The 21,745-nt window shown below is 70.2% G+C and carries 21 protein-coding genes; 12 read left to right on the top strand and 9 right to left on the bottom strand.

The genetic code is table 11. From position 1 onward, the window contains the following. The first annotated feature begins 152 nt into the window (after positions 1-152). The 4 genes from E1266_RS14065 to E1266_RS14080 all read left to right on the top strand — a co-directional run bounded on the left by E1266_RS14065 (position 153) and on the right by E1266_RS14080 (position 4,234). Positions 153-707: a hypothetical protein gene (locus tag E1266_RS14065; RefSeq protein WP_132046923.1), complete on the top strand. Its 555-nt coding sequence runs from the start codon at positions 153-155 to the stop codon at positions 705-707. A gap of 253 nt (positions 708-960) precedes the next feature. Next, entirely contained in the window at positions 961-2,484 is a 1,524-nt protein-coding gene (locus E1266_RS14070) for a hypothetical protein (protein ID WP_207945633.1), read from the top strand. Between the two features lie 15 nt (positions 2,485-2,499). Beyond that, complete coding sequence (locus E1266_RS14075; protein ID WP_132046925.1) at positions 2,500-3,630, top strand: hypothetical protein; 1,131 nt, start codon at positions 2,500-2,502, stop codon at positions 3,628-3,630. Positions 3,631-3,634: 4 nt separating this feature from the next. Next, positions 3,635-4,234, top strand: coding sequence for a TetR family transcriptional regulator (locus tag E1266_RS14080; protein ID WP_132046927.1), 600 nt, complete (start codon positions 3,635-3,637; stop codon positions 4,232-4,234). 259 nt (positions 4,235-4,493) lie between these two features. Here the strand turns inward: E1266_RS14080 and E1266_RS14085 are convergent, their stop codons facing one another. Beyond that, the gene (locus tag E1266_RS14085; protein ID WP_132046929.1) at positions 4,494-6,917 is read right to left on the bottom strand and encodes a PEP/pyruvate-binding domain-containing protein; all 2,424 of its coding nucleotides are present in this window, start codon (positions 6,915-6,917) and stop codon (positions 4,494-4,496) included. A 27-nt stretch (positions 6,918-6,944) separates the two neighbouring features. Here E1266_RS14085 and E1266_RS14090 point away from each other — a divergent pair, with 27 nt between their 5' ends. The 3 genes from E1266_RS14090 (at position 6,945) to E1266_RS14100 (ending at position 8,460) form a co-directional block, all read left to right on the top strand. Beyond that, positions 6,945-7,544, top strand: a complete 600-nt coding sequence (locus tag E1266_RS14090; RefSeq protein ID WP_132046931.1) for a TetR/AcrR family transcriptional regulator — start codon at positions 6,945-6,947, stop codon at positions 7,542-7,544. A gap of 88 nt (positions 7,545-7,632) precedes the next feature. Beyond that, positions 7,633-7,887 (top strand): hypothetical protein, encoded by a 255-nt coding sequence (locus E1266_RS14095; RefSeq protein ID WP_132046933.1) that lies wholly within the window; start codon positions 7,633-7,635, stop codon positions 7,885-7,887. Between the two features lie 162 nt (positions 7,888-8,049). Beyond that, entirely contained in the window at positions 8,050-8,460 is a 411-nt protein-coding gene (locus E1266_RS14100) for a tyrosine-type recombinase/integrase (protein ID WP_243718406.1), read from the top strand. Positions 8,461-8,701: 241 nt separating this feature from the next. Here E1266_RS14100 and E1266_RS14105 read toward each other — a convergent pair whose 3' ends face one another. Then, positions 8,702-9,214, bottom strand: a complete 513-nt coding sequence (locus E1266_RS14105) for an ester cyclase (protein WP_207945634.1) — start codon at positions 9,212-9,214, stop codon at positions 8,702-8,704. A gap of 94 nt (positions 9,215-9,308) precedes the next feature. On the opposite strand from E1266_RS14105, the gene E1266_RS14110 reads away from it, so the two are divergent. Beyond that, entirely contained in the window at positions 9,309-10,223 is a 915-nt protein-coding gene (locus E1266_RS14110; RefSeq protein WP_132046939.1) for a LysR family transcriptional regulator, read from the top strand. Positions 10,224-10,799: 576 nt separating this feature from the next. Next, entirely contained in the window at positions 10,800-11,408 is a 609-nt protein-coding gene (locus E1266_RS14115; RefSeq protein ID WP_132046940.1) for a hypothetical protein, read from the top strand. A gap of 246 nt (positions 11,409-11,654) precedes the next feature. Here the strand turns inward: E1266_RS14115 and E1266_RS38000 are convergent, their stop codons facing one another. From E1266_RS38000 to E1266_RS14150, 7 genes are all read right to left on the bottom strand, one after another. Further along, the gene (locus E1266_RS38000) at positions 11,655-11,966 is read right to left on the bottom strand and encodes a hypothetical protein (RefSeq protein ID WP_165966077.1); all 312 of its coding nucleotides are present in this window, start codon (positions 11,964-11,966) and stop codon (positions 11,655-11,657) included. Between the two features lie 22 nt (positions 11,967-11,988). After that, the gene (locus E1266_RS14125) at positions 11,989-12,585 is read right to left on the bottom strand and encodes a hypothetical protein (protein ID WP_207945636.1); all 597 of its coding nucleotides are present in this window, start codon (positions 12,583-12,585) and stop codon (positions 11,989-11,991) included. A 198-nt stretch (positions 12,586-12,783) separates the two neighbouring features. Beyond that, complete coding sequence (locus E1266_RS14130; protein WP_132046944.1) at positions 12,784-13,821, bottom strand: oligopeptide/dipeptide ABC transporter ATP-binding protein; 1,038 nt, start codon at positions 13,819-13,821, stop codon at positions 12,784-12,786. 2 nt (positions 13,822-13,823) lie between these two features. After that, entirely contained in the window at positions 13,824-14,975 is a 1,152-nt protein-coding gene (locus E1266_RS14135) for an ABC transporter ATP-binding protein (RefSeq protein ID WP_132046946.1), read from the bottom strand. After that, positions 14,972-15,859, bottom strand: a complete 888-nt coding sequence (locus E1266_RS14140; protein WP_132046948.1) for an ABC transporter permease — start codon at positions 15,857-15,859, stop codon at positions 14,972-14,974. Before E1266_RS14140 ends, E1266_RS14135 begins: the two co-directional genes overlap by 4 nt. Beyond that, on the bottom strand, positions 15,856-16,836 hold the full coding sequence (locus E1266_RS14145) for an ABC transporter permease (RefSeq protein WP_132046950.1): 981 nt from the start codon (positions 16,834-16,836) through the stop codon (positions 15,856-15,858). Before E1266_RS14145 ends, E1266_RS14140 begins: the two co-directional genes overlap by 4 nt. A 5-nt stretch (positions 16,837-16,841) precedes the next feature. After that, positions 16,842-17,657, bottom strand: coding sequence for an FCD domain-containing protein (locus tag E1266_RS14150; protein ID WP_165966078.1), 816 nt, complete (start codon positions 17,655-17,657; stop codon positions 16,842-16,844). Positions 17,658-17,974: 317 nt separating this feature from the next. Between E1266_RS14150 and E1266_RS14155 the strand changes: the two genes are divergently transcribed. From E1266_RS14155 to E1266_RS14165, 3 genes are all read left to right on the top strand, one after another. Beyond that, complete coding sequence (locus tag E1266_RS14155) at positions 17,975-19,273, top strand: MaoC family dehydratase N-terminal domain-containing protein (RefSeq protein ID WP_207945637.1); 1,299 nt, start codon at positions 17,975-17,977, stop codon at positions 19,271-19,273. Between the two features lie 5 nt (positions 19,274-19,278). Next, positions 19,279-20,847 carry a fatty acid--CoA ligase family protein gene (locus E1266_RS14160; RefSeq protein ID WP_132046956.1) on the top strand — a complete coding sequence of 523 codons (1,569 nt, stop codon included), beginning with the start codon at positions 19,279-19,281 and terminating at the stop codon, positions 20,845-20,847. Between the two features lie 64 nt (positions 20,848-20,911). Next, the gene (locus E1266_RS14165; protein ID WP_132046958.1) at positions 20,912-21,703 is read left to right on the top strand and encodes an enoyl-CoA hydratase/isomerase family protein; all 792 of its coding nucleotides are present in this window, start codon (positions 20,912-20,914) and stop codon (positions 21,701-21,703) included. Positions 21,704-21,745: the final 42 nt, after the last annotated feature.

A 21,745-nucleotide genomic window follows, 5' to 3' on the forward strand; every position in this document is an offset into this window, starting at 1 on the left:
CTTCCACACCCCGGTCTTCGTTCTCACCCACCGCCCCCGGCCACCGATCGAGATGCAGGGCGGCACCACCTTTCCCCTCCGGCGTCACCCACCTGACCTTCACCGCCAAACGCCGATGACCGCGAAGGCAATCGAGTCGTAGGAGGCTGCCCATGGAAACCTTCATCAAAGACGTGACGTCTCTGGTCAGCACCATCCACGACGAGCACGAGATCACCAAGAGGATCGCCGAGCGGTTGTCTGAGCTGCTGGCCGGTGACTACCGGCTCCCGCCCGAACTCACCAGTCCGTCGAACGAGCACCATGTCAACTACCCGGTCTACATCGCTCCCGACGACAGCTGGTCACTGGCGTGCGTCGTCTGGGATGTGGGTCAGCACACACCCGTCCACGGACACCGGACATGGGGCGTCGCCGGAATCTACGCCGGGGCCGAACGCGAGACCCGCTATCTCAAGCCCGTGGCATCCGAGCCCAGGAGGGCCCTGACGCCGGCCGGTGAGCACGTGTGGGAACGCGGACAGGTCACCGTATGCTGCACGACCGACGATGACGTCCACGCCGTCGCGGCCGTCGGCGACGAGCCCACCGTCGGGATCCACATCTACGGAGGCAACATCGGCACCCTCAACCGGCCGTTGTACGACCCGGCCACCGGAGAAGTCCAATGGTTCGTCTCCGGCTGGGACAGCCCACCAGGCCAATGAGTGACCGGCCGTTCCGGTCGGCGGGAGCGGCGGATGCGCGATGCCTGCCACGTGGGAGCGAGACGACGACTCATCGATCAATAAGTGCGGCTGGAGTACTGCACGGTCACTCTCAACCTGCCGTCCGGTGAATGCCCGAGGCTAACGGGACTCACGGAGTCTGCGAGGCGTTCTGGAGGCGGGCCAGGGGTTGACTCGCCACCTTCCGAATCATACATTCATCCATCATATGTATGAATGAAAGTAGGTCCGGATGCGGAGCAGGACGGCCGTGGTACTCGGCGGCAGCGTGGCGGGACTGTGCTCTGCCGGAGTGCTCGCGGAGCACTTCGACGAGGTGGTCGTCCTGGAGCGGGACGAGCTTCCGCCGGACACGGAGCACCGCCGGGGGGTGCCGCAGAGCAAGCATCCGCATTTCCTCCTCAATTCCGGCCGCCGCGCGATCGGCGAGATCTTCCCCGGGTTCGAGGAGGCGCTGATCGCCGGCGGCGGGATGCATCTGATGCCGTCGATGGACGCGGCCTACTGCGAGAACGACGGCTGGGCCCCCCGCAAGTCCGGAACGATGACGATGGTCTACAGCTCCCGGGCGCTCATCGAACGTGTCCTGCGTGACAAGGTTCGTGAACTGCCGGCCATCGAGATCCGGGAGGGCGTGACCGTCACCGGGTTGCGGTCGACCGGGGGCGGCACCGCGCACGGGCGCGTCGAGGGAGTCGAGTACCGCACCGCCCACGATGACGAGGGCTACCTGGCCGCCGACCTGGTCGTCGACGCGCTGGGGCGCGGCTCCTCGGTCATCGACTGGCTCGGCGCGGCCGGCTGGTCCGTGCCACCGGAAAAGACCCTCGACGCCAAAGTCACCTACATCTCCCGGTGGTACGACCTGCCTCCCGCCGACCGGCGCCCCGAATCGTGGTGGTGGAAGCACCTGGTCATCACGCCGACCCAGGACACCGGCGACCACCCCGAGGAGCACGAATTCCTCAGCAACTTCTTCCCGATCGAGGGCGACCGCGCCATCGTGTGCATGGGGTCCTGGGGCATCCAGATGCCGCGCAGGACCGACGCGTTCGAGGCCGCGCTGACCCGTGTGAGGGCCACGGCCTTCGGCCAGGCGGCGCGTGCGTGCACACCGACCTCCGAAGTGCATCTGACTCGTTCGACCGGCAACAAATGGCGCCGCTTCGACCTGGTCGACGTGCCACCGATCGGGCTGGTCTGCGTCGGTGACTCGATCTGCGCCTTCAATCCGTTCTACGCCCAGGGGATGAGTTCGGCGGCCCGCTCCGCGCTCATCCTCGGTGAGATGCTGCGCCGTCGCGACGCGGTGGATCTGGCCTTCTTCCGCGAGTTCCTCGACCGGCAGAAGAAGTCCCTCGACGTGCCCTGGATGCTCGCGATGGCGCGTGACCAGGCCTACGACTTCGCGACCGGGAGCGAGGTCGCCGCCCCCTGGCGGCGCAGGCTGGTCGCGCGCTTCAGCTGGCCGATCTTCAACGCCATCAACGCCACCAGCCGCGAGGACGCCTACGTCGAGGAGACCTTCGCCCAGGTGTTCAACCTCGACAAGTCGCTCAAGGAGATGCTCACCGACCCGAGGTTCTGGTTCGGCCTCGCGCGCTACAAGGCGCGCCAGCGGCTCGGCCGCACGGTGGTGCCCGGCGGGTTCGACGCCCGGCGCGACCCGCCGGGCACCGACTTCACCGGCTACCGCGGACCGGGGCGTGCGTCGTCCAGTGGAGCCCGCCGCGGTGACGACCGCGTCGGCGCCTGATCCCGGAGGCGAGGAATGGACCACACCTGTGACGCGGCGGCCGCGCGTGTCGCCGAGAGACTCGGCTTCTCCTGCCACGACGCCGATCCCGTGATCGACTTCCGCAACCCGCTCGGCCTCGAGAACGGCACCATGCCGGTCCTTGAGCTACTCGTCATCGGCGGAGCCGTGTTCGCGCTCGTCCACGCGTGGCGGCGGTGGCGGCGCGACGGCGATCCGGTCAACATCTCGCTGTGGTTCGCCTCGGTCGTGTACCTGGCCGTGATCGAGCCGCCGCTCTACTTCCCCGGCTGGTTCGGCCTGGAGGAGCACGTCGGGTTCATCTTCTCCCACAACGTGTTCACCGTGCAGTTCATGTACGACCGGCTGCCGCTCTACATCGTGGCCTTCTACCCCGCACTGTCGCAGCTCGCCTACGAGCTGGTCCGGGCCCTGGGCGTCTTCGCGCGGCGCGGCCCGCTGCTCGGCTCGATGGCGGTCGCGTTCGCCTGCCAGGTCTTCTACGAGATCTTCGACCACCTGGGGCCCCAGCTGAAGTGGTGGGCCTGGAACACCGACAACGAGACGATCAACCAGCCGGCGCTCGCCTCGGTGCCGATGAACAGCATGCTCCTGTTCGCCTCGGTCTCCTTCGGCGCCATGACCTACCTCGTCGTCCGCCTGGTCGGGGAAAGGGACGGCCGCGGCACCCTCACCGGACGGCGGATCGGCCGGCGTACCGTCGTCGCCGGCGCCCTGACCCCGCTGGCGATGATCATCGTGAGCGCGCCCAGCGGGGCCTTCCGCGGTGAGGACCGGCTCGGGATCCAGCGGGCCATCCTCGGCACCGAACTCTCCGTGGTCTGGATCGTCGGCCTCTTCCTGCTGGTGGACGCCTGGCGCGCGGTGCGCGCCGACACGGTGACCCCGGTGGCGTCGCCGCTGTTCGCGCGGACCTATCCGGCGCTGTACCTGGGCGTCCACGTCGTCCTGTGGCTGATCGCACTGCCGACGTACTTCGCGGCGACCAACGGCGTCACCGAGCAGGGCACGCCGACCGGCAGCCTGTGGTACGCCGCGTTGTGCACCGTCGCCGCAACCGGATTCATTCTGGTCGCGCTCCGTGCGACCAGGGCACGATCGGTCGCGGCGCCTGTGCGATCCTAGGGTCATGGCGCGCCACGGCTGGGGAGGCCGGCCTCCCGCATCAGATGCCGAGGCCCGGCAGCGCATCATCGACGCGACCGCCCGCTGCGTCGACAGGCACGGCGTCACCAAGACGACCCTCTCCGACGTCGCGAACGAGCTCGGTGTCACCCGCCAGACCGTCTACCGACACTTCGACCGGATCAGCGACATCATCGGTGAGGTCGCGGCCCAGGGCGCGGAGTCGTTCGTCGATCAGCTGATCGCCCACCTCCAAGGGATCGGCGATCCGGCCGAGGCCGTGGTCGAGGGCATGGTCTTCTGCGTGCGGACCATCCCGACCGAGCCGCGGCTGAGCCTGCTGCTGCAACTCGGGGACTCGAGCGCCTTCGGTCGCGGCGCCACCACCGCGGACACCATCGCCTACGGCGCCAAGATGCTGCAGCGCTTCCCCGTCGACTGGGCCGCCGTCGGCATCGGCGAAGACGACCTCAACGGGCTCGCCGAGATCATCATGCGACTCCTGACATCGCTGTTGCAGCACCCGAGTCGGCCGACGCAGGACGAAGCCCGGCTCCGCGCCCTCCTCGACCGCTGGCTGGCCCCCGCGATCAACACGGCATGAGGTTCCCCCGGATCCCGATGACGCCGTGCTCGTACAGCCCCCAACCTTCGAGCGGGGCCCCGCCTTCTTCGCGCCAGACCGCTCGTCCGACGCTGGATCATCATGAGGTCGCCGGTGCGGTCATGGGCGTTCCAGTACGACCGGTCGTAGAAGTTGCGGTCGCCGCCGACCCACTCGATGGGGGCGGGGATCTGCTGGATCGGGAACTCGTCGAGCGGTAAGACGCCGGGCACCTCGGGCGTATGTGCAACCACCAGGACTATGCGGTGGCGGAAGAGGACGGAACGAGGGTGCGATTCAGCAGCGTCACAGTGCCGCGGTCGCCGTCGACCCGGACCCGGTCGCCGGTGCGGAGCACGCGGGTGGCGCCCTGGGTATTGACCACGCAGGGCAGGCCGTACTCGCGGGCGACGACGGCGCCGTGGGAGACCGAGCTGCCGATGTCGGTGACGAGCGCGGCGATCAGGGTGAAGTACGGCGTCCAGCCGACGTCCGTCACGGGCGCGACCAGGATCTCGCCGGGATGCAGTTCCCGAGCTTGCGCGACCGTCGTCGCGACCCGGACGGTCCCCTCCACGACCCCGCCGCACGCGGGACGGCCGACGATCACCCCGTCCTCGATTCCCTCCGGGGGCTTGGGCCGGGTCGGAACGGGCTTGCCGACGGAGACGTCCGGGAACTCGAGCCGGGCCTGGAACGGAAGCGCCGACCGTCGCGCCGCGGCACGGTCGATCAGGTCCCGGACGTCTCCGGTACCCACCAGTGCCGGCAGCTCCGACCTGTCGAAGAAGAACACCAGGTCTGCATCGGGCAGTCGCCCGGCCGCGGCCAACCGCTCGCCCAGCAGGCGATAGCCACGGCTGAGCAGGTAGGCGACCATGACCATTCGAGACTTGGTCGCCTCACGTCCGCGTGCCCCGGCCTGCGCCAGGCGGGCCATCGCCCGCACCGTCCGGGAAACGCCTTGCTGCGGCGGTGCCGGAGTCGGGCGGACGGCGTCGCCGGCGTTCAGGCGGGCACGGAGCATGGCCTGCATGATCGTGCCGAGACCGTCGGGGTCGTCCCGCCATGACCGATCCCGCATGCACAGCTCCCGGTACCCCCGGTGGCCATGGCGCCGCAGAAACTCGTTGAATGTGCGGCTGATCGGACCGGTGCCTCCGGTCAGCCCGGTCACGGCCTCGGCGGCATCCCGTTCGAGGAACGCCTCGGCTGCCGCCGGGTCCCCGGCCAGGCGGCCCACCACGTCGTCCAGCTGCTCCAGCATGACGGCGCTCTCGACGTCGGCGGCCCCGGCCATCATCGCGGCGGCCTGGGAGCGGCCCTCGTCCTCGCTCCGGCCCGCACGGGTCGCTTCGCGCAGCACCGTCTGTTCGAGCACGTTCGCGGCGACGGCGGACCGCGAGGAGGACCGGACGTGGGTGAGCGTGGCCTCGTTGTAGAGCTCGATCCCCGCGTCGAGTTCGGCGAGCAGGGCCGCCGGCTCCGCCGCGGACGGCGCCTCGAAGCGGGCCAGCTCGCGGTCCAGACGGCGGATCGCGTGCCCTGCCGAGAGCGCGAAGGCCGTGAGCCGGACGGTGTTGACCAGGCGGCGGGCGAACGGCTTCGGCGGCTTCGGCACCAGCTCGTCCACGACCCTGCCCGCGATCGAGAGCGAGTACTGCTCGAGGGAGTTGCCGAGGATTCCCGAGCTCAGAGCCGTACCTTCGGTCATGTTGAGGAACAGGTGACCTGAGAAGTAGCCCAACTGCAGCCAGCGGTCCTCCCGGTAGGATTTCTGGAAACCGCCGGCGACCTGGACCAGTTGCATCGCGTACTCGATCGCTCGGCCGCTGACGGACGCGGTGAGCGGGCAGAAGGCACCCGGCATCATCTCGCCGATGTTGCACCGGGTGTAGACGTGGTCCTCGCCCGCGACCGTGCTGTCCATCTCGTTCAGGTCCCCGGGCAGGGTGGTGATCGGCCGTGCCTGCAGCCAGCGGATCTCGCCAGTCCGGTCGATCGCCCACTCGAGGTCCAGGGGCATTTCCCACCGCGCCTCCGCGGCGCGCGCGCCGGCGACGACGGCCATGACCTCGTCATCGGTGAGTGCCGGACTCGACGCGATCTGCCGGTCCATGATCTTTCCGGCGCGGTCGACCTCGTAGTGGTCCGAGCTCGCGGAGCCGTCGACCAGCGACTCTCCCGGCCCGGGAACCGCGTCGACCACGCAGATGTCGCGTCGGCCGCTGGCCGGATCGGCGGTGAACACGACACCGGCGGCGCGCGCGTCGACCATTTCCTGGACCACGAGGTGCATCGGGCCGGTCATCCCGGCGCCGGGCCGGTAGGCGGCTGCTCGCTCCGTGGACGCCCCGGCCGCACAATGCCGGATCGCGGCGAGGAGTTCCTCGTACCCGTTCACGTCCAGGACCGTCTCGTACTGGCCGGCGAAGGAACTCTCGAGGCCGTCCTCGCCCGAAGCCGAAGAACGCACCGCGACCGCCCCGGCCGAGGCGGCCATCCGGGCGTAGCGCGCTTCGAGATCGACGGGAAGGTCGCCGGCATCGGCGTTCGCGATGACGAAGGCGGCGGGCACCGGGAAACCGGCGGCGGCCAGCTTCGCGAGGCCGAGGGCCTTTCCGCCGTACCTCGCGTCGATGACGTCCGACAACTCGACGAGCTTACTTCGCGGCTGCTGCACGGCAGTTACGTTACACTTTGCTCGGAAATGAACAACCCCACCGGAAGACCGCGTGACGCCCGCATCGACGGCGCCGTCCTGGACGCCGCCGCCGAACTCCTGACGGAGGTCGGCTACGCCGAAGTGACCGTGGCCGCCGTCGCCGACCGCGCCGGCACGTCCCGGCCCGCCGTCTATCGGCGCTGGCCCGGCAAAGCCCACCTCATACACGAGGCGACCTTCCGAGACAGCGTCACCACCGGCCCCCTGCGGACCGGCTCGTTCGCCGAAGACCTGCGCGAACTGGTGCGACGGATCGCGGAACTCCTGACCACCCCACTGGCCCGAATCGCCGTCCCCGGCCTGATAGCCGAAGCCGCGACCGACCCGGTCCTCCACCGGCGCATCCTCGAGCGGTTCTCCGCCGAGGGCTGGCGCGGCCTCGACGCCGACCTCGCCGCGGCCGTCGAGAGCGGAGAACTGGACGCCGACGTCGACACGGTCGTGATCCTGGAGATGATCATCGGCTCCGCCCTGGCCGCAATGCTGATCAGAGGGCCTGACGGCCTCACCGCGGACTGGGTCGACAGAACCGCCCGCATCCTCCTCAACGGCGTGAGGCCCGCGGATCGTCCGGCAACATCCTGACGATCCCGGTTCCGAACAATCCCTACCAGGAGAAGCGGAATCAGGTCGCCCATCGCGGTGCGAAGGAGAGACGGACGCGCGACATCGGATGCTGCTGGCGGAGGTGTCGGTGGCGCACGTGGAGAAGATGTTCGCCATCATCAGCCGCGAGCACGAGGAGTCGGGACGGCGGCTGAAGGCGGCGACCCTGGATCGGATTCGGGCCACGCTGCGCGCCGCGCTGAACGCTGCGCTCAGGCAAGGGCTGGTCGAGGACAACCCGGCGTCACTGGTGGCGTTGCCGCCGACGCGGCGGCCGCGTGCGGTGGTGGGCCCGCCCAAGACCGCGCACAGCACCGCGTGATCGCGCTGGACCGCACCACCATCGCCGCGCTGCGCGCGCACCGCTCGCGGCGCTGGCGGAGGCGGACGCCTACGGCGACGGCTACTGCGACAGCGGCTATGTGTTCACCAACCGAAACGGCACCTCGATCGCCCCGGCACCCTCACCCACGCCTTCCAGAGACTGCTCGCCGAGCACGGGATGCCGCCGATCCGGTTGCATGACCTGCGGCACGGCGCGGCCACCCTCGCCTTGGCAGCGGAGGTGGAGTTGAGGGTGGTGCAGGAGATGCCGGGGCATTCCAACATCGTGCTGACCGCCGACACCTACACCTCGGTCTGGCCGGAGGTGGCGCACGTCGCGGCGGAGAAGACCGCCGCGTACCTGCTCCAGGCCGCGGGCGCGGTGCCGGGCACCACCACGCGCCGTCCTCGCCGGACCCCGGCGCGCCGTGGCGGCTTGGTGGCGAGTCGCACACGGGCGGGTCTGGTGCGGCACCGGGCGCCCAGCGAGCGTCCCGAACCGGCTCGGCCGCGCACCCACGCCCGTCCAACGGACGGCGTGCGCCCGCGTCCTGCGGCTGTGGCGGCGTGATCGAGAGCCTCGGCTCCCTGCCCTTGCCGGCCGACCTGCGAAAGGACTAACCAAATACAGCTGGCGCGCCGGTCTCGATTCGTCGGTGCGGGGTTACCGGCAAGCCTGCATTCGGCCGTTGCGTGCCGATCCAGTTCGGAACCGTCGAGCCGACAACGAGCCGACACGGACCGTTGGTGTTCTTGTGGCTCGCCCGTCGGCGGCCTCGTCTGTCGGCCACCACCTCGCGCGGGCGGGACGGTCATCGCCCCACAGCGATATCGACGCCCAGTTGCCGGAGGAATGCGAGGTTGTCGTACTGGACCCACTCCTCGGCCAGGCGGTCGTCCTCGTCATAGCGGAAAATGTTGATCAGTTCGAGCCTCATCGGCTGCCCGTTCGGCTCGATTGTGCCGATGGGGGAAGCCTTGAAAGGTGCGGTAAACTGGCCCGACATGCTGGTACGGGAACCGATGAATTCCCCTTGGCTGACGATAGCCCGCCGCTCGCAGGCGAATCCTTCGAATGCGGCGCGCATGGCGGCGAAGTGGGACCGTAGTTGCGGGTAGTCCAGGTCGCCATCCGGCCCGTGAAAAACGAAATCGTCGGCGAAATATGCATCCAGCTTCTTGTCGTCGGCCACCGCGATTGCCTCTCGGCCGATGCGGGCCAGAGCACGCGCCCGATCGTCATAACTGGTGTCATCGGGGGAAATGAACTCGCTCACGAGAAACTCCTTGAGTTGCTGCCTGATTGGTTCGTCGATATCGACCATAGCCAACCGGGGTGGGTCATGGACCTTACGCGCCATGCAATTCGTGAGCGTTCGCCATAACCTTCCTGCATAGGTCGGCGCCTAGCATGGAGCGGTGTCCGAACTCGACATCAACTCCCTCCGGGTCGTTCGCGCCGTGGCGGCGCACGGCTCGCTGAGCGGTGCGGCGCGCGCCCTCGGCTACTCCCAGCCCGCCATCTCCCGGCAGGTCGCCGCCGCCGAGAAGGCGGCTGGGCAGCCGCTTTTCGTGCGCAAGCCCCGCGGCGTCCGGCCGACGCGCGCGGGCGAGGTCGTCGCGCGGTTCGCAGCTGAGACGCTCTCCGAGCTCGACCGGCTCAACGACCGGCTCAACGACCTGACGGCCGGACCTGAGGTTCGCGTACGGGTGGGGGCCTTCCCCGCCGCGAATGCCGCGCTGCTCCCCTTCGCACTGGCCAGGGCGCTGGAGCAGAACGCCCAGTTGACGTTCGCCATCACCGAGGCGTCCTCGCAGCACCTCGTGCGCCAGGTCACCGGCGGGCGGCTGGACGTGGCCGTCGTGGCATCGGGACCCGGCCTGCCCCAACCGGCCTTCGAGGGACTGCGAATCACCCGGCTACCCGGCGGCGCGCTGACGGTCGGCGTGCCGCGTGGTCACCGGCTGGCCGACGCCGAGGCAGGCGTGCCCGCGCATGAACTCGCGGCCGAGTCATGGATCGTCGGAAAGGGACCCTCGGACGAACCACAGTTCGGCGCGTGGCCCACCCTGACCGACCCGCTGATCGCCTTCCGTGTTCGCACCTGGCATGGCCGCTTCGGTCTCGTCGCCGCCGGACTGGGCGTCTGCCTCATCCCCGAGATCCTGGTCCCCATCGTCCCGCAGAACATCGCCCTGGTAGGAGTGGACGACCCCAACTGGCTCGGGCGGCAGATCCTCGCGATCACCCGGAACAAGAACGCCGAAGTACACCAACTCATCATCCGGTCGCTACGAGATACCGCCGGTCGTCCCGAAAGCCGACGACGTTGACCTCGACCGGGGGGCGAGTCCAGCACCGCCGGTACACGCTGCCGTTCGGCCGCCGACAGCTCTGCCGGGGGTGGCCGCATATCGTCTGCACCTGACGACCGGTCGGTGCGCGACCCAACTCCTCGAACCCACAACCTACGGATTAAAAGCTGAAATTGACGTATCAGTGCGGTGCTCTGGGGGCCATTCTATGTCAGCCTATCCGCATCGATCCCAATTTCCATGCACGGCAAGGCCGAGGTGGGCATAACTAGTCTCCACATTCTCGGGGATTGAGAATTGGCCGTTCACCCCGTGGCGGTGATTTTAGCCCGGTACAGCCGTTCGTTGAGCCCCTTGCACTCCCGGCCCGTGCCATCGCTTGACGGCGGCCCTACCCGAGTTCCCTCCGAGACACCGATCGGGGTATGATCATCGATCACGTGCGGCACATGGTCCGAAGAACGCACTCATAGTGCGGCTTCTGTTGTCAGGGGCTGCGTCTGTTTTATCGCCGGAATTTATTAGTCCGTTCGAGAGCCGAGAACGGATTGAATAATTTGCGCCGGCGCCCGATGAACAAGAAGGAGATGGACGATGGTGCGCCGGAACAGCACAGTACAGCACGGTCAGAAAGAGTCCGCTATCGGTTGGCTGGTCGGCGTTCTCCTCTTGGGGGCCGTGGCGGCCGGTTGCTCGGACGAGTCCACGCAGGCGGAGCCGGCGGCCAAGGAGAGTCCAACGCAGTCCCCCCAACCCCCGTCCGCACCGAAGGGAAGTGCCGGGAGCCAGTCCTCCCCCGAGGCGGTGGTGCGCAACTGGACCACCGCGTTGGTCACGAATCAGCTCAAGCAGGCATGCATGTCCATGGCGGTCGCACCAGATAAGCATTCGGCTCCGAACCCCGCCACCTCGGAGGCGTGCGGCTCCGGAGGGCGTGCCGCGAACATGCTCCGCCGTTTGCAACCTTCCTTCACACCGGCGAACCTCGGGACATCACCGCAGGTGAAGGTGGCCGACGTAAAGTCGTCCGGCGGGACGGTGACGGTGAGTGGAGATCAGATCACCGTGGACGGGCAGACCCTCACAGCGATCGTCCTCTCCAACTCCACCGGGCTCAAAAAGGACGATATCCAACTCGGGGTCAATGCTGGCAACATCAGCGGAAAATGGTACGTGACCGACATCGCACTCTCTATCCACTGAGTTTTTCGCGCGGCACGGCGCATAAGGACCGTGCCGCGCGACCACCCGCCAACCACGGGCTCCCACCGACGGTGTTCGAAGAACTCATGCTCCGCCGCTCCGTGTCGTCCCGTTTCGAAACCGCCGAGCGAACACCGAGCGAACACGGCGGTCCGCGAGCGGGCGACTCAACCGTCCAAGCCCCTCCACGGCACGCCGAGGTGCGCGAGCGGTAGAACTCCGCCAGTGCCGCCGGAACCTCGACGCTCACAGTGCGTTCAGGCACATCGGCGGGAGCCGGGTGCCGGCCCTCGATGAACATCCGCAGCACGGTGGAGCCGGACGCCTGACGAACAGGTGGATCGGCTGCGACTCAGGCCCGGATCGCAGCCATGGTTCGCTGGACCAGCCGCCCAGGAACCGGGCGGCCACCTCACCCGGCATGGGGCCGACGAGCGCGAACGTGTCGCGGTTGCGCACCCCGCCGGCGTCCAGATCGTCCCCGGCCGGCGCGACGATCACAGTTCCGTCCGGCCCGACGGCGACATAGGAGCCGCCGACGGTGACCAGGGCGTCCATCAACGGACGCTCGTGGTGGTAGTCATTGTGGGCATGGGCCTGCGGCAGCGGGCTGCCGAGGTCGACGTCCGGCCTGAGAAGACTCCACGTCCGGCTCGCCGCCGCCGTCGCGATCGTCGCCCTGCGGCGCCCGCTGGTAGACGGCGGCGCGGACCAGCGGGTGGCGGAAGCGGATCGTGCCGTCGGCGTCCCCGCGCAGCACAAGCCCGGCCCGCTCGGCGGGGGCCAGCGCCTCGACGGTCGCGCCCAGCGCGGCGGCGGCGCGCAGGATCACCGCCACCTCGCCGGACTCCTCGGCCGCCGCCGCCAGCAGCACGCTCTGGCACGCCTCCGGCATCCGGCCGACCTGGCCGTGGAAGGCCAGCCGCAGCCGGTCGGTCAGCGGGAGCGCGCGCGGCGCGAATGTCCCGCCGCCCTCGGCGGCCAGCGCGACCGGCAGCTCCAGCAGCGCCAGCGGGTTCCCGTCCGCCTCGGCGAGCAGCCGGTAGCGCAGGGCGGGGTCGAGCGGGGACCGGTCGAGCAGGGCGGCCGCCGCCTCCGGCGCCAGTCCGGCCAGCCGCAGCTCCGGCAGGCCCGCCGCGGGGAAGCCGCCCTCGCCGTCCCGGACGGTGAAGAGCATGACCACGCCCTCGGCCCGCAGGCGCCGCGCGGCGAACAGCAGCGCGTCCCGCGAGGCCCGGTCGAGCCACTGCGCGTCGGGGGCGTTTCGTCACGCGCACGATGCGTGCATGGAAGAGCTGTTTACCGCCGTCTTCTCCCCGACCCGGTGGGCGCGGTGAGGGTTGGCGGTCGTCCTTCCTGATGACGAAGGGGGACCTCAGTCCAGATGTCCGGAGAGCGGAAGAACCTCGTTGTCAGCGTCAGATCGTCCTGATCCCTTGTGGTGGCAGGCGACGTAGTGGTCGTCGGCGATCTTTCTCAGGACGGGCTCTTCCCTCGTGCAGAGGTCGGTCGCCAGTGGGCATCTGGTGCGGAACCGGCAGCCTGAGGGCGGGTCGATGGGGGAGGGGATCTCGGTGCCCAGGCCGTACCCGGGAGCGGCCGACGCTTGACCGAGGCGGGGTATGGAATCAAGCAGCAGGACGGTGTAGGGATGGCTGGGTGCCTCGTACAGGCTCTCGGCGGAGGCCACTTCGCAGATCTTGCCGAGGTACATGACCATGACCCGGTCGCTCACCATCCGCACGACCGCCAGGTCGTGGCTGATGAACAGCATCGACAGGTCCAGTTGTGCTTTGAGGTCGCCGAGCAGGTTGAGGATCTGGGCCTGAACCGAGACGTCGAGTGCCGCGACTGGTTCGTCGCAGATGACGACCCGCGGTTCGAGCATGAGCGCGCGGGCGATCGAGACGCGCTGGCACTGCCCCCCGGACAGTTCCGACGCGCGGCGCCCTCCCATCGTCTCGGGGTCCAGTCCCACGGAGCGCATGGCGGTGCGGGCCGCGTCAAGCTGCTCCCGGCGGGTGCCCCGTCGCCATATCTGCAGTGGCTCGGCGACGATGTCGAGGACCTCCCGCCACGGGTTGAGGGAGGCGATCGGGTCCTGGAACACCATCTGCAGCCGCGACCGTACCTGGCGCAGGGCGCCGGACCGCAGGACGGTCAAGTCATCGCCTTCGAAGTGCACATGTCCCGATGTCGGCTTCTCCAACTGAACGATGGCCTTCGCGGTGGTCGACTTGCCGGAGCCGGACTCGCCGACCAAAGCGAGTGTCTCACCGGGCAGGATGTCGAAGTCGACGCCCGAGACGGCGTGGACGCGCTTGCCGCCGCGCAGCGGGAACTCGACGACGAGGTCCTCGGCGCGAAGCACCGTGCCGGTGCTCCTCAGGTGCGCCTTTCCCGTACCCGCCATGGTCAGGCTCCTCTCGTGACGTCGGTCTCGGTCACCGCGAGGTTCGCCGCCGTGCGCCCGCGCGCGAGGTTGGCGGCGAGGGCCTCCTGCGCGGCGGTCCCGTTCAGCGGCAGGTGGCACCGGTAGCCGCGTCCGCCGGCGGTGGTCGCCAGGGGCGGCTCCGTGGTGAGGCATCGTTCGACGGCGTAGCGGCACCTGGATGCGAACCGGCAGCCGGTCACCTGGCGCTCCGGTGGCAGCGGCTCGCCGGGGATCGTGTGGAGACGGCTTCCCGGCGCCTTGTCCACGGTCGGCGTGGACCGCAGGAGCGCCGCGGTGTACGGCATCAGCGGCGCGTCGAGGACCGCCGCGGTCGGGCCGGACTCGACGATCTGGCCGCTGTACATCACGGCGAGTTCGTCCGTCCTGCTCGATACGACCGCGAGGTCGTGGCTGACCAGGATCATCGCCATGCCGCGCCGGGACCGGTGCAGGCTGAGCAGGTCGAGGACCTGGGCCTGGACGGTGACGTCCAGTGCGGTGGTGGGCTCGTCGGCGAGCAGCAGGTCCGGGTCGCAGGCGATGGCGATGGCGATGACGATCCGCTGCCGCATCCCGCCGGACAGCTCGTGGGGGTACTGCCGGAGCCGCCGGGCGGGCTCGGGGATCGCCACGCTCTCCAGGAGCCGGAGTGCGCGGTCGCGGGCCTCCTCGGGGGAGAGGGGCAGGTGTTCGCGGAGGGCCTCGGTGATCTGGAACCCGATCCGGTGGTTGGGGTGGAGCGTCGTCATGGGGTCCTGGAACACCATCGCGATGCGGTTGCCCCAGATCTTGCGCATCTGGGCGTTCGACGCGGTGAGGAGTTCCTCTCCGTCGAACCGGACGCTGCCCTCGTGCCGCACGCCGCGGGACCGCAGCAGCCGCATGACCGATCGGACCAGGACGGATTTGCCCGATCCGGATTCGCCGACCAGGCCGAGCGTCCGGCCTCGGGGGAGCACGAGGCCGGCGTTCCGGAGCGCGGCGACGGGGCCGTCGGGCGTGGAGAACTCCGTCGTCAGGCCGTCGACGACGAGCAGCGGAGCGGACGTGCCGGAGTACTGCCCGTCCTGCACCGTCTGCTCGGTGGGCCGGTGTCCGAGGGCCGGGGATGTTCGCCGGCTGAGCCGTTTCATGAGTTCCCCCGCCGCGACGACCGGCCCAGCACGCCGAGTGAGAGCACGGTGATGAAGAGGACCGCCGCCGGGACGAGCACGAGGTACGGCGCCTGGTCGAGTGACGACTGCCCGTCCGAGATCATCCCGCCCCAGGTCGGGGTCGGCGGCGGGACGCCGAGTCCGAGGTAGCTGACCGACGCCTCCGCGACGATCAGGCTGGCGAGCACGACGACCGAGTAGGCGATCACCGGGCGCAGCACCGCGGGCAGGATCTCCCGGGCGAGGATCCGGAGCTGACCGGCGCCCATCACCTGGGCCGCCTGCACGTGCGGCCGGCCGTGGACGGTCCGCGTCGTGCCGCGGGCGAGCCGGGCGAACGACGGCATGGCGTACAGGGCGAGGCCGAGCACCAGCGGGGTGAGGCCCGCGCCCATCGTGGCGCCGAGCGCCAGCAGGAGGACGACCCCGGGCACGGCGAGCAGGCTGTCGGTCAGCGAGCCGAGGACGAAGTCGGAGGCCGGCCGGACGGCCGAGAGCATCCCCATCGCCACGCCGGCCACCATGCCGAAGACGGTCGCCAGAACGCCGATGAGCAGCGACACCTGGGCGCCGTGCGCGAGGCGCGAGAGCACGCTCCGCCCCAGCCGGTCCGTGCCGAGGAACTCAGGCCAGGCGCTGAAGGGCGCGGACTCGGCCGGCGTGATGTTGACGGTCGGGTTTGCGAGCGGTAGGACGTCCGCCAGCAGTGCCACCGAGATGACCAGCGCCAGCCACGTGCCGGCGAGCCGCACGCCCACCCGGCGACGTCGCTTCGTCCGGATGCGGACCGGCGCGTGCGCGCCCAGGTCGGGTTCCGCGGGCCGCACCGAGGGCGGCCCGGCTCCGTCGATCTTGGATGTCATTCTGCTGCAACTCTCGGATCGAGCTTCACCAGGAGGAGGTCGACGGCGAAGTTCGCGACGACGTAGACCAGGGCGATGAACGCCACGAGGCCCTGCATGAGGAGGAGGTCGTTCGAGCGGATCGCGGTGATGAGGAGGGAACCGAGGCCGGGCAGGTTGAAGACGAACTCGATCACGATGGCGCCGCCGAACAGCCGGGCGAGCGCCAGCCCCAGCAGCGTGGTGGTCGAGATCGACGAGGGGCGCAGGACATGGCGGAACAGCAGCCGGGCGGTGCCGATGCCCTTCGCGCGGGCGAGCGCGATGTAGTCGTCGTCGAGTGTCGCGATCGCGTCGGCGCGCAGGATCGGCGTGATGATCGCGATCTCGACCAGCGCGAGCGACAACGCCGGCAGGAAGGCCGAGGAGAGGTTTCCCGTCACGCTCTCGTCCAGGTAGGTCCAGTTGCTGGTCGGGAACCAGCCCGTCCCGATCGCGAAGGCCAGGACGAGGACGAGGCCGATGACGAAGCTGGGCACGGCGATGAGCGCGGAGGCCATGGCGTTGATCGCCCGGTCGGCCCACGAGCCGGACCGGTAGGCGGCGTACAGCCCGAGCGGAACGGCGACGAGGACGGTGAACAGCATCGCCAGCACCGTGAGCTCGATCGTCACCGGCAGCCGCTCCGCGATCAGCGTGGTGACCGGCCGGCGGGTCGAGTACGACTCGCCGAGATCGCCGGTGAACACGGACGCCGTCCATTCCCACCAGCGCTTCAGTATCGGCTGGTCGAAGCCGTACTGCTCGCGCACCGCGGCGATGACCGCGTCGCTGGCGGTCTCGCCGGCGATGGCGACCGCCGGGTCGCCCGGGACCAGGTCGATGAGCAGCGCGGTCCCGAGCGTCACGATGAGCAGGACCGTGCCGAGCCGGGCGACCCGGAACGCGAGCAGCCGGGCCGATCGCGGTGCCGCGATGCTCCGGAGACCGTTCTTCATGCCGGTCAGCCGATCCCCGGTGGTTCCGCCTGCTCGTGCGTCCGTCCGGCCGCGGCGCCGCCGGCGGGACGCGGCACCGAGGGCCCGGCGTCGACGAGGTAGTCGTGCACGGCCTCGATGTGCCGGCGTGTCCGGTGGAGCGCGAGTGCCAGGTCGCCCGCGACGATGGACTCCACGATGGCGCGGTGGGCCTGCTTGGACTCCTTCACCTTCGTCTCGCGGTCCCCGGCACCGTGGGCCGTGCCTCCGGCGCCGCCCATGCGCCACTCGGTCAGGTTGACGAGCACGTCGATGAAGAGGGCCAGGGCCGGGTTGTCGGACATCTCGGCGAGGACGCGGTGGATGTCGTGGGAGTGGTGGCCGGGCTCCGTGCTGGTCTCCTCCGCCTGGAGTGCCGCACGGAGACGGTCGACACCGGCCTCGTCGAGCTTCTGGACCGTGCGCTCGACGGCGTGGAGTTCGAGGCTGAGCCGCGCCTCCAGAAGGTTGGAGACGGATACGTCCTCGTAGTCGAGGTACAGCATCGCGGCCCGGATGAGCGCGGTGGCGTCGGGCGCGCTGACGACGAGGCCGCCGCCCGGCCCGCTGCGCATCTTCACGACGCGGTGGTGTTCGAGGATCCGCACGGCCTCCCGGAAGATCCCGCGGCTGACCCCGTACCGCTCGATGAGCTCCGGCTCGGTTCCGATCAGCTCGCCGATCGGCCACCGGGCCCGCATGATCTCCCGCTCGATCTTGCCCGCCAACTGCTCGGCGCGCTTGCTGGCCGGCCGTGCGGCGGGGTCCGCGGACGCGCCGCCACTGCTTCGGGGCTTCACCACGCGTCCCTTCCCGGCCGGTGTGCAGCGGGACCGCTCTCCATCGTCGGAAGAGTTTCTAGGATCCTCATAACGCGTCATCCTCAACGCTGGCCATGGTGAGTGTCAACCTCTCGCGCGGTCGGGCTGTTGCATCCGCCCCCCTTCTCTGCTGATGAGGCACTCCTTGCGAGTTCCGGTCCGCAGGTTTCCGGGGTTGAGGTATTGACATCAGACATATCCGAGATCCAGGGTACTAGTGCTCTAGTTACCGGACCTGCCGCGATGTCCCGGAGGAACACTTGCCAGACCCAGACTTCGGACGGATCACCGATGAACGGGTGCGCCGACTGCGAGACCGGATCGGTGTCGACCTCGACCCGGCGAACTTCGAACCTCCGGACGAGGATCCGGCCGGGTGGCGGCCGGCCCCGACGGGTTTCAACCACGAGGTCACCGCGGACGGCGTCCGTCACTTCGTCAACGGTTACGGCGATGACGACCCTCTGTACTGCGACCCCGGGTACGCCGCCGGGACGCCCTGGCGCGGGCTGATCGCCCCGCCCACCTTCGTGTGGTCCATGTACCTGCCGCCCCGCGACGACGACATCACCTACGGCGGCGGGGACGAGCCGCCGCGCCGGCTGAAGCCCGAGATCCGGGAACAGTTCCGGGGAGACCCCCTGCGCGGTACGGGCGCTCTCCAATCCCGCCTGGAGTACGAGTTCTACCGGCCGCTGCGAGCCGGCGACCAGCTGTTCGCGAAGCGGTCGCTGCTCGCGGTGGACGAGAAGGAGAGCGGCTGGGGCGGCCGCGCCGTCCACGTCACCTGGGGACTGGTCACCTGGAACCAGCGGCGCGAGCTCGTCCACCTCCAGCGCGGCACCTGGGTGAAGACCGAGCGGCGCGAGGTCAGGAACGGCGCCGCGGGCGGCCGCAAGCGGGTGCAGCCGCCCGCCGACCCGTACACCGCCGAGCAGCTCGCGGAGATCGACGCGGCGTACGCGGCGGAGGAACGGCGCGGCGCCGAGGTCCGCCACTGGGAGGACGTGGAGGTCGGGGAGGAACTGCCGGGCAAGGTCAAGGGCCCGCTACGGCTCACCGACGTCATCCTCTGGCACGCGGGCTTCGGGCAGGCGTTCCCGACCTACGCCTTCCGGCTCGCCTACGAGAAGCGGAAGCAGACGCCGGGGCTCTACACGCCGAACGAGTACAACGTGCCGGACATCGTCCAGCGCATGCACTGGGACGCGGAGTGGGCCCGCAAGGTCGGCGCGGCCGAGCGGTACGACTACGGCGCGCTCCGCGAGACATGGCTGTGCCAGCTCGTCACCGACTGGGCCGGTGACGCCTCGTGGATCACGTCGCTGGAGGCCGAGCACCGCCGCTTCAACTACGTCGGCGACACGACCTGGCTGCGGGGCAAGGTCGTCGGGAAGACCCGCGAGGGCGGCCTGCCGCGCGTGCAGCTGTCGGTGTGGTGCGAGAACCAGCGCGGGGAGGTGACCTCGCCCGCCACCGCGACGGTCGCGTTGCCCACCCGCGGCGGCGGTGACCTGGCCATGCCCGCGCCGCCCGCGGACGACCCGCTCGATCTCCTCCGGCTGGAGATCGACCGGCTGAAGAGCACCGGAGCCTGAGCGGCATGGCGACCGAGACCTCTACCGACCACGAGACCGCCGACCACGAGACGGCGGGCATCGCGCGGCTGCGGGCCGTCCTGGACCCGTCGCTCGACGTTCCCGGCGTCCTCACCGGCTCCGACTGGACCACCTGGGGCCAGCTCGGGCGCTGCGCGGAGTCGATCGCCGCACGCCTCGACGAGATCGGAGCCGGGGCCGGGTGCCCGGTCGTCCTCGTCCTGCGCAACCGGCCGTCGGGCGTCGCGGCGCTCCTCGGGACACTCGCATCCCGGCGCGTGCCGGTGCTCGCCTCGTCGCTCCACCCCGCGCCGCAGATCCGCGCCATCGCCGCAGCCGCCGGGGCCGGCGCGGTCGTCCTGGACGAAGAGGACCATGCCGCCGGGCTGGACCGCGAGCTCGCTGCCGAGGGGGTCGGCTCCGTCGTCATCCCCTCCGGCTCAGGCGAGGCCGTGGTGGGCGCGCGGGCGGTCGCCGCGGCCCCGGAGCCGGGCGTGCGGCGGGAGAACGCCGCGATCGGCGGCGGGGTCGCCATGATCGTGCCGACGAGCGGTACCACGGGCGCTCCCAAGCAGATCCCCGTGCGGTGGGAGCAGCTCCCGTTCGACCCGGCGGCCCCGATCCGCCGGCCCGCCGATCCCGCGCAGCGCCCGCCGGTCGTCCAGGCGCTGTCGATGGCGACCATCACCGGTGTGCGGGGCGTCTTGGCGGCGGTGGCGAGGGAACGTTCCATCGCGCTGCTGGAGCGGGTCGACATCGAGCAGTGGACCAGGCTGGTGGAGCGCTTCGGCGTCCGGCGCACCGGACTGCCGCCCGCGGCGATGCGGATGATGCTGGACGCGAAGATACCGCCCCGGCGGCTGCGCGGCATGGAGGCGTGGATGACCGGGTCCGCGCCCCTGGAGCCGGGGCTCCAGCGGGAGTTCGAGGAGTACTTCGGTGTGCCTGTCCTGGTCGCCTACGGGTCCACCGAGCTCGGCGGGTCGGTGGCCGCCTGGACGCTCGGCCTCCACCGCGAATGGCGCGACCGGAAGCTCGGGTCGGTCGGCCGTGCCCGCGACGGCGTCCGGCTCCGGATCGTGGACGAGTCGACCGGGGAGCCGGTGCCGGACGGCGAGCCGGGGATCCTGACGGTCCGTTCCCCGGCCACCGCCGGGACCGGTGACGGCTGGTTCCGGACGAGTGACCGGGCCCGCATCGACGCCGACGGGTTCCTGTTCATCCTCGGCCGGGCCGACGACGTCGTCATCCGGGGCGGCTTCAAGGTGTCGCTCGGCGAGCTGGAGGACCTGTTCCGCCGGCATCCGGCGGTCCTCGACGCGGGCGCGGTCGGCCTCCCCGACGAGCGCCTGGGCCGGTTGCCCGCCGTCGGGGTCGTGCTGGCCCAGGGCACCTCGGTGACGGCGGACGACCTGCGCGCGTGGGCGATCGAGCGGACCGCCCGGTACAAGGTGCCGCGGATCGCGGTCCTTCCGAGCCTGCCCATGGGGTCGTCGCACAAGGTCGACCGGACGAAGCTGGCCGCCGTCCTCGAACCGCTGGTCGGCCCGGGTGCCGCCGAGGGAGGGGCGTGACCATGCGATTCCATTCGACGTTCAGCACGGCCAGCCCGACCGGCCACCGGGCGGTGGGCTCCGTATGAGCACCGTGGTGACCGAGCGCGACGGCCATGTCCTCCTGGCGAGACTGAACCGGCCCGATGTCCTGAACGCCTTCGATCCCGAGATGACCGACCGGCTCGCGCGCGTGGTGGACGAGGCGGAGTCCGACCCAGGCGTCCACGTCCTGACGATCACCGGGACCGGACGGGCCTTCTCGGCGGGCCACGACCTGTCGGCGCCCCCCGATCCCGGCCGCGAGTTCGGGACCGCGGCGATGTTCAAGAAGCTGACCCTGTTCCCCAAGCCGCTCGTCCTCGCGATCAACGGCCTCGCCGTCGGTCTCGGCGTGACGCTGACCTCGTTCGCGGACGTCGCCGTCATCGCGGACGACGCGCGGCTGCGCTGCCCTTTCGTGGGGATGGGCCTGACGGCCGAGGCCGGGAGCACGTACCAGCTCACCCGGCTCCTCGGGCCGCAGCGCGCGGCGTGGTTCCTGATGTCCGGCGCATGGCTGTCCGCACGCGAGAGCGTCGAGGCGGGGCTGGCCATGGAGTGCGTGCCCGATGGGCGTGTGCTCGACCGCGCGCGGGAGATGGCGGGCGTCCTCGCCGCGCAGCCCCTCGACTCCCTCATGGAGACCAAGCGGCTGCTCAACGCCCCGCACCGGGAGGCGCTCATCGCCAACATCCGGGCGGAGAACGAGGCGGTGATGCGGCTCAGGGAGGCGCCCGCCCACCGGGAGGCCGTCAACGCCTTCCGGGCACGCCGCGCACCCGACTTCAGCGAGGCCAACCTCGCCCGCTACAGCACGGAGGCCGAGGACCGATGAGGCACACGCGGCCACGCAGGCCGAGCCCAGAGAGGGGACGAC

This window comes from Actinomadura sp. 7K534 (genome assembly GCF_004348575.1).
Taxonomy (GTDB): domain Bacteria; phylum Actinomycetota; class Actinomycetes; order Streptosporangiales; family Streptosporangiaceae; genus Spirillospora; species Spirillospora livida.

Excerpts from the sequence above, each read along its gene's own strand:
- E1266_RS14090 (WP_132046931.1), top strand. The coding sequence starts at position 6,945 with ATGAACAACCCCACCGGAAGACCGCGTGACGCCCGCATCGACGGCGCC.
- E1266_RS14065 (WP_132046923.1), top strand. The coding sequence starts at position 153 with ATGGAAACCTTCATCAAAGACGTGACGTCTCTGGTCAGCACCATCCAC.
- E1266_RS14070 (WP_207945633.1), top strand. The coding sequence starts at position 961 with ATGCGGAGCAGGACGGCCGTGGTACTCGGCGGCAGCGTGGCGGGACTG.
- E1266_RS14080 (WP_132046927.1), top strand. The coding sequence starts at position 3,635 with ATGGCGCGCCACGGCTGGGGAGGCCGGCCTCCCGCATCAGATGCCGAG.
- E1266_RS14130 (WP_132046944.1), bottom strand. The coding sequence starts at position 13,821 with ATGGCGGGTACGGGAAAGGCGCACCTGAGGAGCACCGGCACGGTGCTT.
- E1266_RS14165 (WP_132046958.1), top strand. The coding sequence starts at position 20,912 with ATGAGCACCGTGGTGACCGAGCGCGACGGCCATGTCCTCCTGGCGAGA.
- E1266_RS14160 (WP_132046956.1), top strand. The coding sequence starts at position 19,279 with ATGGCGACCGAGACCTCTACCGACCACGAGACCGCCGACCACGAGACG.
- E1266_RS14095 (WP_132046933.1), top strand. The coding sequence starts at position 7,633 with ATGCTGCTGGCGGAGGTGTCGGTGGCGCACGTGGAGAAGATGTTCGCC.
- E1266_RS14135 (WP_132046946.1), bottom strand. The coding sequence starts at position 14,975 with ATGAAACGGCTCAGCCGGCGAACATCCCCGGCCCTCGGACACCGGCCC.
- E1266_RS14125 (WP_207945636.1), bottom strand. The coding sequence starts at position 12,585 with ATGCTCTTCACCGTCCGGGACGGCGAGGGCGGCTTCCCCGCGGCGGGC.
- E1266_RS14105 (WP_207945634.1), bottom strand. The coding sequence starts at position 9,214 with ATGGTCGATATCGACGAACCAATCAGGCAGCAACTCAAGGAGTTTCTC.
- E1266_RS38000 (WP_165966077.1), bottom strand. The coding sequence starts at position 11,966 with ATGGACGCCCTGGTCACCGTCGGCGGCTCCTATGTCGCCGTCGGGCCG.
- E1266_RS14115 (WP_132046940.1), top strand. The coding sequence starts at position 10,800 with ATGGTGCGCCGGAACAGCACAGTACAGCACGGTCAGAAAGAGTCCGCT.
- E1266_RS14140 (WP_132046948.1), bottom strand. The coding sequence starts at position 15,859 with ATGACATCCAAGATCGACGGAGCCGGGCCGCCCTCGGTGCGGCCCGCG.
- E1266_RS14075 (WP_132046925.1), top strand. The coding sequence starts at position 2,500 with ATGGACCACACCTGTGACGCGGCGGCCGCGCGTGTCGCCGAGAGACTC.
- E1266_RS14145 (WP_132046950.1), bottom strand. The coding sequence starts at position 16,836 with ATGAAGAACGGTCTCCGGAGCATCGCGGCACCGCGATCGGCCCGGCTG.